Raw genomic sequence first — 17,909 nt, 5'->3', positions numbered from 1 at the left:
GATTTGAATCCGGTGCCGAAAGGCTGCATCGGTGAGCTGTACGTCGGTCGTGCCGGTCTGGCACGGGGCTACCTGAACCGTGGTGACCTCACTGCATTGCGGTTCATCCCCGATCCGTTCGGCGAAAGCGGTGCCCGCCTGTACCGCACCGGCGACCTGGCGCAGTACCGCAGCGATGGGGTGATCGAGTACATCGGTCGCATCGATCACCAAGTGAAGATCCGTGGTTTCCGCATCGAACTGGGCGAGATCGAAGCGCGCCTGAACGCCTTGGCGTCGGTGCGCGAAGCGCTGGTGTTGGCCCAGGAAGGGCCGAGCGGCAAGCAACTGGTGGCTTACGTAATCCCGGCGCACATCGGCGAGGGTGAAGCAGGCCTGCGCGACCAGATCAAAACCCAGCTCAAGGCCGATCTGCCGGACTACATGGTGCCGACGCACCTATTGTTCCTCGAACAGTGGCCACTGACCGCCAACGGCAAGCTCGACCGCAAGGCCCTGCCGACCGCCGACGCCAGCCAGGTCCAGCAGGATTACGTGGCACCGCGAAGTGAGTTGGAACAGCAGATCGCCGCGATCTGGCAAGACGTGCTCAAGGTCGAGCGGGTTGGCTTGAGCGATAACTTCTTTGAGTTGGGCGGCGACTCGATTGTTTCCATCCAAGTGGTCAGCCGCGCCCGTCAGGCGGGTATCCGCTTTACCCCCAAGGACCTGTTCCAGCACCAGACCGTGCAGGCGCTGGCGAGTGTCGCCCAGACCGGTGGGCAGGCGCCGGTAGTCGATCAGACACCGAGCCAAGGATCGACGCCGCTGCTGCCGATCCAGCAGGCGTTTTTCGCCGAGGCGATTCCCCAGCGTCATCACTACAACCAGTCGGTGCTGCTGAAACCGGCCAGTGCGCTGCAAGCGCCCGTGCTGGAGCAGGCTTTGCAGGCGTTGGTGCTGCACCACGACGCCTTGCGTTTGTCCTTCAGTGAAACCGCCGAAGGTTGGCGCGCCGAGCACCGTGAGGTGGTGGCGCAACAGCAAGCTTGGGCAAGCAACGGTTTGTTGTGGCAGCGTGACGTGGCCGATGCCGGCGCGCTGGAAACCCTCACCAATCAGGCCCAGCGCAGCCTCGACCTGCACGCCGGGCCGCTGTTGCGCGGCGTCCTGGCGACCTTGGCCGATGGCAGCCAGCGCCTGTTGCTGGTGGTTCATCACTTGGCGGTGGACGGTGTGTCGTGGCGGATTCTGTTCGACGACCTGCAAACCGCCTACCAGCAGTTGCTCGCCGGCCAAGCGCTGCAATTGCCGGCCAAGACCAGTTCGATCAAGGCCTTTGCCGAGCAGTTGCAAGCCCACGCTCGCAGCGCAGAACTGCAGCAGCAATTGGCCTATTGGCAAACGCAACTGCATGACGCACCGACCGACCTGCCGTGCCTCGACCCTGAAGCTATCGCGCAAAACCGCGAGGCCGTCACCGTTCATACACGGCTCGACGCGCACTTGACCCGGCAGTTGCTGCAAGAGGCACCGGCGGCCTATCGCACCCAGGTCAACGACCTGTTGCTCACGGCCCTGGCCCGGGTGATCTGCCGTTGGACAGGTCACGACAGCCTGTTGCTGCAGCTCGAAGGCCATGGCCGCGAAGAGCTGTTCGCCAATGTCGACCTGACCCGCACGGTGGGGTGGTTCACCAGCCTGTTCCCGGTGCGGTTGTCGCCGGCCGTCGAACTGGCGGACTCGATCAAGTCGATCAAGCAAGGGCTGCGGACGATTCCCGACAAAGGCGTGGGTTTCGGTGCGCTGCGTTACTTGGGCGACGACGCCAGCCGGGCAGCCCTGGAAGCACTGCCGGTGCCGCGCATCACGTTCAACTACCTTGGTCAGTTCGACGGCAGTTTCGATCAGGACCAAGGCGCGCTGTTCAGCCCGGCCAGCGAAAGCGCCGGTGACGAGCAAAGCCCGTTGACCACCCTGGGCAACTGGCTGACGCTCAACGGCCAGGTGTTCGATGGCGCGCTGCGGTTGGGCTGGACGTTCAGCCAGCAACAGTTCGAGCCGGCGACCATCCAGCAATTGGCCGATGACTACGCCAGCGAGCTGGGGCTGTTGATCGCCCATTGCTGCGAGCCGACGAGCCAGGGCATGACGCCAACGGATTTCCCCCTGGCCGGCCTGACCCAGGCGCAACTCGATGGCCTGGCGCTGTCGGCGCGCGGGGTGGAAGACCTTTACCCGCTGGCGCCGATGCAGCAGGGCATGTTGTTCCACAGCCTCTACGAGGCGGGCAGCGGCCAGTACATCAACCAGATGCGCCTGGACATCGAAGGCCTCGACCCGAGGCGTTTCGAGGCGGCCTGGCAAGCGGCGGTCGATGCCCATGACATTCTGCGCAGCAGTTTTATCTGGCAGGGCAGCGAGCGCCCGATGCAGGTGGTACACAAGCAGGTGCGCGTGCCGTTCGCTTCGCTGGACTGGAGCGCCCGCGCCGATGCCAGCCAGGCCCTGGACGCGCAGGCGGATGCCGAACGCGAGCAGGGCTTTGACCTGGCCTGCGCTCCGTTACTGCGCCTGGTGCTGGTGCACACGGGTGAGCAGCGTTATCACCTGATCTACACCCATCACCACATCCTGATGGATGGCTGGAGCAACGCGCAGTTGCTCGGCGAGGTGCTGCAACGTTATGACGGCCAGGCCCTGCCGCGCCCGGCCGGGCGCTATCGGGACTACATTGCCTGGCTGCAAGGCCGCGACGCCCAGGCCAGCGAAACCTTCTGGCTGGCGCAACTGCAACCGCTGGAGGCGCCGACGCGTCTGGCCGAGACCCGTTTCGCGCCGCTGCAATCGGCGTTGGAAAGCAGCCACGCCAGCCACTATCACGACCTGACGCCCGAGCAGACCCAACACCTGAGCGAGTTCGCCCGCCAGCAGAAGGTCACCCTCAACACCGTCGTCCAGGCGACCTGGCTGTTGCTGCTGCAGCACTACACCGGACACGCCGCCGTGGCCTTCGGCGCCACCGTGTCGGGGCGTCCGAGTGAGCTCAAGGGGGTCGAACAGCAGATCGGCCTGTTCATCAACACCTTGCCGGTCATCGCCAGCCCGCGTCCGGAGCAAGCGCTGAGCGAACTGCTGCAACAGGTCCAGGGCCAGAACGTGGCCTTGCGCGAGCACGAGCATACGCCGCTGTTCGAGATCCAGCGCTGGGCCGGGCAGGGCGGCGACGGTTTGTTCGACACCTTGCTGGTGTTCGAAAACTACCCCGTGTCCCAGGCCCTGCAAGAGCAGGCGCCCTCGGGCTTGAACTTCGGCAGCGTGGCCAGCCAGGAACAGACTAATTTCCCGTTGACCCTGGCCGTCAATCTAACTGACATCCTGAGCCTGCACTTCACCTATGCCCATGCTGCTTTCCCTATACACACCGTCGAGCGCCTGGCTGAGCAGGTGGCACACGTGCTCGCGCAAATGGTGAGCCTGCGGGCCGGCGGTTGCGTGGGCGACATCCAACTGCTGGATCCGGTGACCCGCGACAGGCTGCTGGGCGACTGGAACGCCACTTCGGTGGTGGAACCGCCTCGGCGCCTGGTGCATCAATGGATCGAGGCCCAGGCCCAAAGCAACCCCGACGCGGTCGCCCTGGTCAGCGAACAGGAAACGCTCACTTACGCCGGGCTCAATGCCCGGGCCAACCGCCTGGCCCATGGCTTGATCGAACGCGGCATTGGTCCCGATGTATTGGTGGGCCTGGCGTTGTCGCGCAGCGTGCAGATGGTCGTCGGCTTGCTGGCGGTGCTCAAGGCCGGTGGTGCCTACGTGCCGCTGGACCCGGCCTATCCCCGGGATCGCCTGGCATACATGGTCGAGGACAGCGGCATCGCCTTGCTGCTCACCGAAACCGATGTGCTGCCGCTGTTCGGCGACGCTGCCGTGGCTGCGCTGCTGTTGGATCAAGCCGGGCAATGGCTGGCCAGCTACAGCGAGCGCGACCCTGGCGTGGACATCGACGGCGATAACCTCGCCTACGTGATCTACACCTCCGGCTCCACCGGCAAGCCCAAGGGCGTGACCTTGCGCCATACCGCCCTGAGCAACCACATGACGTGGATGCAAGGTTGTTTGAAACTGACGACCGCCGACCGCGTACTGCAAAAAACCGCGATCAGTTTCGATGCCTCGGTGTGGGAGTTCTGGCTGCCGTTGATGAGCGGTGCGCAGTTGGTGCTTGCCAGCCCGCACCTGAACCTCGACCTGACCACCCTCTGGGCCGACGTGGCGCGGTGGCGCATCAGCGTGCTGCAAATGGCGCCGTCGCTATTACAGGCCTTGCTGCCACTGGCGACCCGCGAACAGTTGGCCTCCCTGCGCCTGCTGCTGTGCGGTGGCGAAGCCCTCAGCGCGCATCTGTCGCGCCAGGTTATGGCGCTGTTCGAGGGTGAACTGCGCAACCTGTATGGCCCGACCGAAGCGACCATCGACACCAGCAGCCATGCCGTGGTGCGCGACAGCGAAGACGACGCCGAGCGAATCATCGCCATCGGCCGTCCCATCGATAACGTGCGCACCTACGTGCTGGATGCGGCGTTGCAGCCTTGCGCCGTGGGTGCCGTGGGCGAGTTGCACATCGCCGGTGACTCCCTGGCCCGTGGTTACCACCAACGACCGGTGCTGTCCGCCGAGCGCTTCATTCCCGATCCGTTTGCCCCCGTTGCGGGCGGTCGCCTGTATCGCACCGGTGACTTGGCGCGTTATGGCGCGGACGGTGTGATCGACTACCTCGGCCGGATCGACCACCAAGTGAAGATCCGTGGCTTGCGCATCGAGCTGGGGGAAATCGAAGCGCGCCTGCAAGCCGATGCCGATGTGCGCGATGCAGTGGTGCTGGCGCGGGACGACGTGAGCGGGCCGAACCTGGTGGCCTACCTGGTCGGCCGGGACAGCTCCCTGGATTCGGTCAGCCTGGGCGACCGACTCAAGGCGCGACTGGCGACCCAGGTGCCGGACTTCATGGTGCCGAGCCACTGGGTCTTCCTCGAACGCTTGCCGCTGACCCCTAACGGCAAGCTCGATCGCACGGCCTTGCCGGCACCGGCCCCCCGTGTCCTGCAATCGGCTTACCTGGCGCCGCAGAGCGATCTGGAGTGCCGGGTCGCGGCGATCTGGCAGGACGTGCTCAAGGTCGAGCAGGTCGGGCTGGGCGACGACTTCTTCGAACTGGGCGGGCATTCGCTGCTGGTGGTGAGCGCGGTCTCGCGCCTGCAACTGGAACTGGGCCTGACCTTGACCCCGCAACTGATTTTCCAATTCCCGGTACTCGGCGCGTTCGTGGCGCAACTCGAGCCTGCCGGCGAACCCATGAGTACGTCGAAATTGAGCAAGCTTGAAGCGCTGCTCGATGAATTTGAGGAGGTTTGATGGACACCGCTGTCGCACAACGTATTGCCAGGCGCTTCATAACGCTGCCGCTGGAAAAACGTCGCTTGTACTTGCAGAAAATGCTTGAAGAGAACGTTTCCCCGGCGAACCTGCCCATTGCGCCTGTCAGTGCCGAGTTCGACACGTTGTCGCTGTCGTTTGCCCAGGAACGCCAATGGTTCCTCTGGCAGTTGGACCCCGACAGCGCGGCCTATCACATGCCCACGGCCCTGCGCTTGCGCGGGCCGCTGGACATCGCTGCGCTGGAGCAGAGTTTCACGGCGTTGGTGGCGCGTCACGAGAGCCTGCGCACCACCTTCCAGACCCATGGCGAGCAGGTCGTGCAGCAAGTGCACGCGGCGGCGCCGGTGCGTTTGCAGGCAGACACCCTGGAACAATTGCCGGACGAGACGCCGCTGCGCCAGTTGATCGAAGCAGAAACTTGCCAGCTCTTCGACCTGCAACAGGGGCCGCTGCTGCGCACGCGCCTGCTGCGATTGGCGGCGGATGATCACGTGCTGATCGTGACCTTGCACCACATCGTTGCCGATGGCTGGTCGATGCAGGTGATGGTCGAGGAACTGGTCAACGGCTACGCCGCCTTCAGCCAGGGCCACGCGCCGCAACTGCCGGCGCTGCCGATCCAGTACGCCGACTACGCCATCTGGCAGCGGCACTGGATGGAAGCGGGCGAGCGCGAGCGCCAGTTGGAATACTGGATCGCACGCTTGGGTGGCCAGCAACCGGTGCTGGAATTGCCGACCGACTTCCCCCGTCCGGCGGTGATGAGCTATCGCGGCGCGCGGCTGGAGCTCGCCATCGACGCGGTACTGGCCGGCGACCTCAAGCACATGGCCCAGCGCGAGGGCGTCAGCCTGTTCATGATTTTGCTGGCGTCGTTCCAGGCGCTGCTGCATCGCTACAGCGGCCAGAACGATATCCGCGTCGGCGTGCCGACGGCCAACCGCAACCGGGTCGAGACCGAGCGCCTGATTGGCTTTTTCGTCAACACCCAGGTACAGGGCAGCGATGTGCGGAGCGAGGATGCGTTTGGCGCCTTGCTGCAACAAGTGAAACAGACAGCCCTGGACGCCCAGGCCCATCAAGAGCTGCCGTTCGAGCAATTGGTTGAAGCGTTGCAGCCTGAGCGCAACCTGAGCCACAGCCCGCTGTTCCAAGTGATGTTCAACCACCGGACCCAAGGCCCGGCGGGCGAGGGGCCGGTCGGTGCCTTGAAAGTCGAGGGGTTGAGCTGGGACTCGCACACGGCACAATTCGACCTCACCCTCGAAACCGTCGAGCATGGCGAAGGCCTTTCGGCTGCACTGATCTATGCCACCGACCTGTTTGGCGCCGAGACGATGGCGCGCATGGCCGGGCATTGGCAGAACCTGTTGCGAGCCATCGTGGCCGACCCGGCGCAGCGTATCGGTGAATTGCCGCTGCTCGACGCGGCCGAGCGCCTGGCCCTGCTCGACGACAGCCAGCGCACCGCGGCGCCAGCGCCCGAGGCGGGGTTTGTCCACCAATTGTTCGAAAGGCAAGCGGCGCGGACCCCGGACGCCCCGGCGCTGGTGATCGACGGCGAGCGCTGGAGCTACGGCCAACTCAATGCCCGGGCCAATCAACTGGCGGGGAAACTGCAGAGCCTTGGTGTGACTTCCGATGTCCTGGTGGGCATTGCCGTGGAGCGCAGCGCGCACATGCTGGTGGGCCTGCTGGCGATTCTCAAGGCCGGCGGCGCCTACCTGCCGCTGGACCCGGCGTTCCCCCAGGACCGCCTGGCGTACATGATCGAAGACAGCGGCATCGAGCTGCTGCTGACCCAGAGTTCACTGCTCAACCAGCTACCACTGTCCTGTGGGAGCGAGCTTGCTCGCGATAGCGGCCTGTCAGTCAATATTGATGTTGAAGGTGAGGGCCTCATCGCGAGCAAGCTCGCTCCAACAGTGTCCGGGGTTGGCGTTAAGGCATTGGTGTTGGACCAGGAGGGTGATTGGCTTGACGGCTATAGCTGCGAGGCGCCGGCGACGCGCCTGGATGCGGAGCACCTGGCCTACGCGATCTACACCTCCGGCTCCACCGGCAAGCCCAAGGGCGTCATGGTGCGCCACGGCGCGCTGACCAACTTCGTCGCGAGCATGGCCAAGGCACCGGGCATGACGGCCCAGGACCGGGCGTTGTCGCTGACCACGTTCTCGTTCGATATTTTCGGCCTGGAGATCTACGTGCCGCTGATGGTCGGCGCCTGCATCGTGCTGACCGGCCAGCACGTCGCCCAGGACCCGTACGCGGTGTTGGCATTGATCGCAGCCGAGCAGGTCAATGTGCTGCAAGCCACGCCGTCGACCTGGCGCATGTTGCTGGACAATGAAAATGCCCAGGGTCTGCGCGGTTGCAAATGCCTGTGCGGTGGCGAGGCGTTGCCCCGGGAACTGGCCGTGCGCATGCTCGCCCTCGGCGGTGAAGTGTGGAACCTCTATGGCCCGACGGAAACCACCATCTGGTCGGCCTTGCACCCGTTGCAAACCCAGGCCGCACAACCGTGGCTCGGCGGACCGATCGACAACACCTCGCTGTACATTGTCGGTGCCGACCTGATGCCGGTGCCTTATGGCGTGGCCGGGGAATTGCTGATCGGCGGCGAAGGCTTGGCCCGTGGTTATTTCCAGCGCCCGGCGCTGACCGCCGAACGTTTCGTGCCCCATCCGTTTGTCGCGGGCGAGCGTCTGTATCGCACCGGTGACCTGGCGCGCCAGCGTGCCGACGGCCTCCTCGAATACCTCGGGCGCATCGACCATCAAGTGAAGATCCGCGGCTTTCGCATCGAGCTGGGAGAGATCGAGGCGCGCCTGCTGGAACAGGACAGCGTGCGCGAAGCGGCGGTGCTGGCCCAGGACGCGCCGGGCGACCAGGCGTTGGTGGCGTACATCGTTCCGAGCGTTGAGCTGAGTGAACTGGACGCCACCGCCCAGAGCGGCCTGCGCGACAGCCTCAGCGCGCGGCTCAAGGTCAACCTGCCCGACTACATGGTGCCGTCCCACGTCGTGCTGTTGCCGCGCCTCCCGCTGACGCCCAACGGCAAACTGGATCGCAAGCAACTGCCTAAGCCCGATGCCAGCCAATGGCAGAAAACCTATGTCGCGCCGCAGACACCCACGCAGCAGGCGGTGGCGACGATCTGGGCGGATATCCTCAAGGTCCAGCGGGTGGGCCTGGAGGACAATTTCTTCGAACTGGGTGGCCACTCCTTGCTGGCGACCCAGGTGATCTCACGGATCCGCCAACAACTGAGTATCCAAGTGCCGTTGCGCCTGTTGTTCGCCCATCACAGCCTGCGGGCGTTTGTCGAGGCCATGGGCACGGCATCGGCGCACGATGAAGCGAGCATCCCACGCATGGCTCGCGACCAGCCGCTGGCGCTCTCGTTCGCCCAGCAACGGCAATGGTTCCTCTGGCAACTGGAACCGACCAGCAACGCCTATCACACTCCCGCAGCGCTGCGTTTGCGCGGTACCCTCGACCGTGGCGCGTTGCAACGGAGCTTCGATGCGCTGGTGGCACGTCACGAGAGCCTGCGGACCCGCTTCGTGCTCGATAACGAACACCCCCTGCAAGTGATCGACGAACCGGCACCGTTGGCCCTGGCGATCGAATCGGTCGAGGCCGGCATCGATGAACAGGCCTTGCGTAGCCTGATCGAAGCCGAAACCCGACAACTGTTCGATTTGCAGCGCGGTCCGTTGCTGCGGGTCAAGTGGCTGCAATTGGGCGCTGATGACCATGTACTGATCCTGACCCAGCACCACATTGTCTCCGATGCCTGGTCGATGCAGATCATGGTCGACGACCTGCTGCAGTTGTACGCAGGTTTCAGCCAGGGCCAGGCTGTTGAGCTGGCGCCGCTGCCGATCCAATACGCCGACTACGCTCACTGGCAGCGGCAATGGCTGGCGGCGGGGGAGCAGCAGCGTCAACTCGATTACTGGATCGCGCAGTTGGGTGGCGAGCAACCGATTCTCGAACTGCCGACCGACCATCCGCGCCCGGCCCAGCAAAGTTATCGTGGCGCACGGCTGCCCATCGTCATCGAGCCGGCTTTGGCCGAAGGCCTCAAGCGCCTGGCCCAGCAGCACAACAGCACGTTGTTCATGCTCTTGCTCGCCGGCTTCCAGACCTTGCTGCACCGCTACAGCGGCCAGGAAGACATCCGCGTCGGCGTGCCGATCGCCAACCGCAACCGGGTGGAAACCGAGCGCCTGCTGGGTTTCTTCGTCAACACCCAGGTGCTCAAGGCCGACATCGACGGCAACCTGCGGTTCGACCAGTTGCTCGATCAGGTCAAGCAACGCGCCCTCGGCGCCCAGGCCCACCAGGACCTGCCGTTCGAACAATTGGTGGAACGGCTGGAGCCAGCGCGCAACCTGAGCCACACGCCGTTGTTCCAGGTGATGTTCAACCATGCCAGCGATGCCCGCCGGGACCTGTCGGCGTTGCCGGGCCTGAGCCTGGAGCCACTGACCTGGGACTCAGGCACCGCGCAATTCGACCTGACCCTGGACACCTTCGAATACGCCGATGGCCTCAGCGCCGCGCTGACCTACGCCAGCGACTTGTTCGAACCGAGCACCATCGCCCGCCTCGGCGAGCACTGGCTGAACCTGTTGCGCGCCATCGTCGCCAACCCGACCCAGCGCATTGCCGAACTGCCGATGCTGGACGGGGCGCAGCGGCGCTTGATCGTCGAGGACTGGAACCGCACCTACGCCGATTACCCGAACCATCTTCCGGTGCATCAGTTGATCGAAGCCCAGGTCGAGCGTGACCCCCACGCCGAGGCGCTGGTGTTCGAAGGGCAGTCGCTGAGCTATGCCCAGCTCAACGCCCGCGCCAACCAGTTGGCCCACGCCTTGATCGCCCGCGGCGTCGGCCCGGATGTGCTGGTGGGCATCTCGGTGCAGCGCAGCGTGGAGATGGTCGTTGGCCTGCTGGCGATCCTCAAGGCCGGTGGCGCCTACGTGCCGCTGGACCCGGACTACCCGCCAGAACGCCTGGCCTACATGATCGAGGACAGTGGCATCGAACTGCTGCTGACCCAGAGCTCATTGCTCAATCAATTCTGTGGGAGCGAGCCTGCTCGCGATAGCGGCCTGACAGGCGATATTGATGTTGAATGTGATGGCCTCATCGCGAGCAGGCTCGCTCCCACGGAGGGGGGTGTCACCACGCTGGTGCTGGATGGGGATGACGATGGGTTGCGCGACAACCCCACCGACAATCCGCCTGCCCGGGTCGTCGCCGAGAACCTGGCTTATGTGATCTACACCTCCGGTTCCACCGGCAAACCCAAGGGTGCTGGCAACAGCCATGGCGCGCTGACCAACCGCTTGTGCTGGATGCAACAGGCCTATGGCCTGGGGGCCGGTGACAGCGTCCTGCAGAAGACGCCGTTCAGTTTCGACGTGTCGGTCTGGGAGTTCTTCTGGCCGTTGATGACCGGCGTGCGCCTGGTCGTCGCGGCACCGGGCGATCATCGTGACCCGCAAAAACTGGTCAGCCTGATCGAACGGGAAACCATCACCACCCTGCATTTCGTGCCGTCGATGCTGCAAGCGTTCGTGCTCGACGCCAACGTCAGCCGTTGCACCAGCCTGGCTCGCATCGTCTGCAGCGGCGAAGCCCTGCCGGTGGATGCCCAGCAGCAGGTGTTCGCTAAATTGCCCAATGCTCGGCTGTATAACCTCTACGGTCCGACCGAAGCGGCCATCGACGTGACCCATTGGACCTGCCGTGACGAAGGGCGCGATGCGGTGCCGATTGGCGAGCCGATTGCCAACCTGATGACCTACATCCTCGACGATGAGCTGAACCCGGTACCGAGCGGCGTCAACGGCGAGCTGTACCTCAGCGGCCAGGGGCTGGCCCGCGGATATCACCGTCGTCCCGAACTGACGGCCGAGCGTTTCGTCGCCAGCCCGTTCGTGGCCGGCGAGCGGCTGTACCGCACCGGTGACCTGGCGCGCTATCGTCCGGACGGGGTGATCGACTACATCGGTCGGATCGACCATCAGGTGAAGGTCCGCGGGTTCCGTATCGAGTTGGGGGAAATCGAAGCACGTTTGCTCGAACACGGGGCGGTGCGCGAAGCGGTGGTGGTGGCCCAGGACAGCCGCAGCGGCAAGGTGCTGAGCGGCTACGTCGTCGCCCAGGCCGAGGTAACCGGTGATTGGCCACTGTTGCGCGAAGCGCTCCTGGCCCATTTGCGCCTGAGCCTGCCGGAGCACATGGTGCCGACGCACCTGACCCGCCTGGAACACATGCCACTGAGCCCGAACGGCAAGCTCGACCGCAAGGCGCTGCCGGCGCCGGACCTGGCCGAGCGCCAAGAGACGTTCACCGCACCGGCCAACGCCATCGAGCGGACGCTGGTGCAGATCTGGCAAGGGGTGCTCGGCGTCGAGCGGGTGGGCACCGCCGACAACTTTTTCGCCCTGGGCGGCGACTCGATCAACTCGATCCAAGTGGTCAGCCGGGCGCGTGCCCAAGGCATCGGCCTGACCCCCAAAGACCTGTTCCTGCACCAGAACATCCAGGCGCTGGCGCGGGTCGCCACGGCGGCCGATCAAGCGCTGATCGACCAGGAACCGGTCACCGGCGACAGCCCGCTGGTGCCGATGCAGCAGGGGTTCTTCGCCAGCGATATCCCGCACCGCGACCACTGGAACCAATCGGTCCTGCTGACCCCGCGCGAACCGCTGGACATCGCGCACCTGCAACAGGCCCTCGCTCACGTGGTGGCCCATCACGATGCCCTGCGCCTGCGGTTCACCCAGGCCGACGATGGCCGTTGGCACGCCAGCCATCAGGCCATGGATGAGCAGCCCCTGGAGATTTGGCAGCGCACCGCGCAGGATGCCGCCGCGATCATTGCCATCGCCGACCAGGCGCAACGCAGCCTCGACCTGCAACACGGCCCGTTGCTGCGTTGCAGCCTGATCGCGGTGCAGGACGGCAGTTCGCGCCTGCACCTGGCGATTCATCACCTGGTCATGGACGGCGTGTCGTGGCGGGTGCTGCTGGAAGACCTGCAAAACGTCTATCGCCAACTGCGGGCGAACCAGGCGCCGGCCTTGCCGGGCAAGTCCACGGCGTTCAAGGCCTGGGCCGCCCGGTTGCAGGACTACGCCCACAGCGAAACCCTGAACCAGGAACTGGATTACTGGGTCGGGCAACTGGACCAGCCCCTGCCGCCGTTGCCACGGGCCCGTCCCGAGGGCAGCCAGGTCGCGGCCCATGGCCGTTCGGTGAGCACGCGTCTGGATGCCAACCAGACCCAGCGTTTGCTCAAGCAAGCACCGACGGCCTATCGCACCCAGGTCAACGATTTGCTGCTCAGCGCACTGGCGCAAGTGGTTTGCCAATGGACCGGGCAACCGGCCTGTCTGGTGCAACTCGAAGGCCATGGCCGCGAAGAACTGTTCGAGGGCATCGAGCTGAGCCGCACCGTCGGTTGGTTCACCAGCTTGTTCCCGGTGTTGCTGACGCCGGCGAGCGATCCTGCCGAGTCGATCAAGCGGGTCAAGGAGCAACTGCGCGCGGTGCCGAACAAGGGCCTGGGCTATGGCGTGCTGCGTTACCTCGGTGCCGAAGCGGTCCAACAGCGATTGGCAAAACTGCCGCCAGCGCGCATCACCTTCAACTACCTGGGGCAATTCGACCAGAGCTTCGATGAGCAGGCGCTGTTCGTGCCGAGTGAGGAGGGCAGTGGCGCAGGGCATGGCGATGACGTGGCGCTGGGCAACTGGCTGACCATCGATGGTCGGATCTTCAATGGCCAGTTGTCCCTCGATTGGACCTTCAGTGGCGATGTCTTCGACGAGGCCACGCTTCAGCAGTTGGCCGATGCCTACGCGGTGGCGTTGCAGCAACTGATCGACCATTGCTGCACCGACGGGCACTTGGGCCTGACACCTTCGGACTTCCCGCTGGCGCGCCTGAGCCAGGCGCAACTCAACGGCCTGCCGGTGCCGGTGGCGCAAGTGGAGGACATCTATCCGCTGTCGCCGATGCAGGACGGCATGCTGTTCCATACCCTGGCCGACGACAGCTCTGGCTTGTACATCAACCAGATCAGCCTGCCGGTGCATGGCCTGGACACGGAGCGTTTCGCCCGGGCCTGGACCTCGGTGATCGAGCGCGAGGACATCCTGCGCACCAGTTTCCACTGGCAGGATGGCTTGAGCGCGCCGGTGCAAATCGTCCATCGCCATGTTGAGTTGCCGTTGCAGGTCGAAGACTGGCGTGGACAGGACATCAGCGAGCAGGCGATCAGCGCCCGGGCAACGGCCGATTACCTGGCCGGTTTCGATTTGAGCCGCGCGCCCCTGCAACGGGTGCTGTTGCTGCGCCTGGAAGATGATCGCTACCAGATGATCTGGACCTGCCACCACATCCTCATGGACGGCTGGAGCAGTTCGCGGTTGTTCGGTGAAGTGCTGCAGTTCTACGCCCACGGGCAGGTGCCCAGCCGCAACGGTCGCTACCGCGAGTTCATCGAATGGCTGCAACGCCAGGACCAGGGTGCGCTGGAACGCTTCTGGCGCAGCCGCCTCGACGCCCTGGAGCAGGCAACCTCCCTCAACCAGGCGATGTTCCCACGGCATGTCGAGGCATTGCCGGGGCACGAGGCGCTGTATTCGCGCTGGGACGTGGCGCAGACCGCTCGCCTGCAACAGGCTTGCCGCGCCTTGCAGATCACCCCGAATACCTTGATCCAAGGGGCGTGGTTGCTGTTGCTGCAACGCTTTACCGGGCAGGACACCGTGGTCTTCGGCGCCACCGTCGCCGGCCGGCCGGCGGGGCTGGTCAACGCCGACAACATTCTCGGCCTGTTCATCAACACCTTGCCGGTGATCCAGATCCTGGACCCCGAGCAGCCACTGGATCAATGGCTGCAACAGCTACAGGCCTACAACCTCGACCTCCGTGAGCATTCCCATGCGCCACTGGCGGACATCCAGCGCTGGTCGGGCCTGGGCGGGCAGGGCTTGTTCGACAGCATCATCGTATTCGAGAACTACCCCATCGACGAACGCCTGGGCGACCAGCAGGACACCGGCCTGAGCTTCGGCGAGTCGCGCAATCATGACGTGACCAACTTCCCGATGGACCTGGCGGTCAACCTGGGCGAAACGCTGTCCATCGAGTACCTGTTCCTGCGCAACGCCTTCAGCGTCGAAGCGGTGGAACGCATCCGCCGGACCATGGAAGACACCCTGGAAGCGATGATCCATGCACCCCACACGCGCCTGGGCAATCTGCAACGTTTGTCGGTGCAAGAGTGGCAGGCCTTCGAACAATGGAGCGCGGCGCCGAACGGCGACTATCAGCCGCAGCTGTTGCCGGAACTGATTGGCCGCCATGCCCAGTCGCGTCCGCAGGCCACGGCGCTGGTGTGTGGCGACGACGCGCTGGACTATGGCGAACTGGAGCGCCGGGCCAACCGCCTGGCCCACCGCTTGATCGAACTCGGCGCCGGCCCGGAAGTGGTGGTCGGCGTGGCCCTGGAGCGTTCGGTGGACATGGTCGTGGCGCTGCTGGCAGTGATGAAAAGCGGCTCGGCGTATGTGCCGCTGGACATCGATTATCCACCCGAGCGCCTGGCGTTCATGATCGAAGATTCGGCCATGGCGCTGTTGCTGACCCACAGCCGGGTACAGGGGCGCTTGCCGGATCTCGACGGTTTGGCGCGCCTGGCCATCGACGGTTTCGACAGCCGTGGCTACAGCGATCAGCCGCCGCGTAGCGGTTTGCTCGGCGGCAACCTGGCCTACCTGATCTACACCTCGGGTTCCACCGGTCGACCCAAAGGTGTCGCCGTGGCGCACGGGCCGATGAGCATGCATTGCCAGGCCATCGCCGGGCTGTATGACATGGACGAGCGCACTCGTGAGCTGCATTTCATGTCGTTCGCCTTCGACGGCGCCCATGAACGCTGGTTGAGCACGTTGCTGCGCGGCGGCACCCTGGTGATTCGCGACGGTGCGCTGTGGACACCGGAGCAGACCTTCGACGCCTTGCACCGCCATGGCATTACCGTCGCCTGCTTCCCGCCGGCCTACCTCAAGCAACTGGCTGAATACGCCGCCAACAGCCCACTGGCGCCACCGCCAGTGCGGGTGTACTGCTTCGGTGGCGATGCGGTGCCGGACCAGACCTTCGAGCAGGTGAAGGCAGCGCTGCGTCCGCAATTCTTCACCAACGGCTACGGCCCGACGGAAACCGTGGTCACCCCCATGCTGTGGAAGGTGCCGGCCAGCGAACGTTGCGAAGCCGCCTACGCGCCGATCGGGCGTGCGGTGGGCGAGCGCGCCTTGTATGTGCTCGACGACCACCTCAACCCGTTGCCGCCGGGCATTGCCGGCGAGTTGTACATCGGTGGCGCGGGCATCGCCCGTGGTTATCACCGCCGCCCGGACCTGAGTGCCGAGCGCTTCGTGCCGGACCCATTCGGCCAGCCGGGCGATCGCCTGTACCGCAGCGGTGACCTGGTGCGCCAGCGCGCCGACGGCGTGCTTGATTACGTCGGGCGTATCGACCATCAGATCAAGGTGCGGGGCTTTCGCATCGAACTGGGGGAAGTCGAGGCCAGCCTGCGACAACTGGACGATGTCAGCGATGCGTTGGTGATCGCCCGCGACAGTGCTTCGGGCAAGCAACTGATCGGCTATGTGGTCACTCCCGACGGCGTGGCCATCGGCGATCGGCTCAAGGCCGAGCTGCGAGCGCAATTGCCGGACTACATGGTGCCGGCCCAGGTTATCTGCCTGGAGGCGTTGCCGGTCACGCCAAACGGTAAGCTCGATCGCCAGGCCCTGCCGGAGCCTGAGTTCAAGGGCACCGAGTATGTGCCGGGGCGCAACCGCGATGAGCAACTGTTGGCCGAGATCTGGGCTGATGTGTTGCAAGTCGAGCGGGTGGGCATCACCGACAATTTCTTCGAGTTGGGCGGTGACTCGATCCTCAGCCTGCAAGTGGTCTCGCGGGTGCGCAACCATGGCGAGCTGAAGATGGAACTCAAGCTGCGGGACCTGATGCGCGGCCAGACCATCGAGGCGATTTTCGACCAGCGTTCGAACACGCTCGCCGTGACGGCCGAGGATGTGACCCAGGTGGCCGCCGAAGGACAGTTCAACCTGATTCCGATCCAGCAGTGGTGGTTCGACCAGCGCATGAACGAACCCCATCACTACAACCAGGCACTGATGCTGCGGGCCCGCCAGGGGTTGAACCTGACGGCGCTGGAATTGGCGTTGCGCGGCATGATGCAGCAGCACGACGCCTTGCGCCTGCGCTTCAGCGAAGTCGGCGGGCGTCATCTGCAGCATTACCAGGCGTTGGCAGAAATGCAGGCGCAGTGGGCCAGCGAACCCTTGTTGTGGCAGCACAGCGTGGCCGATGAAGCCGAGCTGGAGTTGTACGCCGAACAGGTGCAACGCAGCCTCGATCTGCACAACGGCCCGGTGTGGCGCACGGCACAGGTGACCTTGGGCAACGGTGAAGTTCGCGTGTTGATGGTCATTCATCACCTGGTCATCGACACGGTGTCGTGGCGTTTGCTGCTGCAGGATTTGCAGACCGCTTATACGGCCTACAGTGAGGGCCAGGCACCGAACCTGCCGATTCGCACCAGCAGCTACCGGGCCTGGGCCGAGGGCCTGCAAGCCTATGCGCTGGATTATCCGGCGCAGGAAAAAGCCTGGTGGCTGGAACAGATCGACCAACCGGGCAGCGAGTTGCCGTGTGACAACTTGCGGGGCAAGAACCAGGTGCAGTACCAATCGGTCGCGCATATGAGCCTGTCGGAGCAGCACACCCAGCAGTTGCTCAAACAAGTGCCGGCGGTCTACCAGACGCAGATCAACGACGTGTTGCTGGCGGCGCTGAGCCGGGTGTTGTGCCGTTGGAGCCAGCAGCCTTCGGTGCTGATCCAGCTGGAGGGGCATGGTCGCGAGGACTTGGTCAAGGACATCGACCTGAGCCGCAGCCTGGGCTGGTTCACCAGCATGTTCCCGGTGCGACTGGCCCCGAACCCTGAAGCCGATATCGGCACGTCGGTGCGGGCGGTGCAACGGCAGTTGGCCGCGGTGCCGAACAAGGGCTTGGGCTACGGCGTGTTGCGCTATATGAGCGGCGAGCCGATGGCCGCCACCTTGGGGCGTGCGCCTCAGGCACGGGTGACGTTCAACTACCTGGGGCAGTTCGACCAGAGCTTCGACGACAAGGCATTGCTGGTGCCGGCGGTGGAAAGCTACGGCAGTTGCTACAGCCCCCATGCCGCGCTGGGCAACTGGCTGGAAGTGGTGGGGCAGGTGTACGACGGGCGCCTGGCGCTGCGTTGCATCTTCAGCACCCGTCGCTACCGTGCCGAGACTGTCGAGGGCTTGATGCGTGCGTACCAGGAGGAACTGGAAGCGTTGATCGAGCACTGCGTGGCGCAGGCGGCGTAGGAGCCG

2 protein-coding genes are annotated in these 17,909 nt (G+C 64.8%); both read left to right on the top strand.

What is annotated here, in order from left to right:
• Window positions 1-5,394, top strand: a 5,394-nt coding sequence (locus AACY31_RS18450; protein WP_445261560.1) for an amino acid adenylation domain-containing protein, incomplete at its 5' end; no start/stop codon positions are given.
• Window positions 5,394-17,903: a non-ribosomal peptide synthase/polyketide synthase gene (locus AACY31_RS18445; protein ID WP_339504941.1), complete on the top strand. Its 12,510-nt coding sequence runs from the start codon at window positions 5,394-5,396 to the stop codon at window positions 17,901-17,903. The genes AACY31_RS18450 and AACY31_RS18445, both read left to right, overlap by 1 nt.
• The last annotated feature ends 6 nt before the right edge of the window (window positions 17,904-17,909 follow it).

The sequence above is a fragment of the Pseudomonas sp. RL_105y_Pfl2_101 genome (assembly GCF_963970585.1).
Classification (GTDB): domain Bacteria; phylum Pseudomonadota; class Gammaproteobacteria; order Pseudomonadales; family Pseudomonadaceae; genus Aquipseudomonas.
This window is presented reverse-complemented; position numbering and strand designations above follow the sequence as displayed.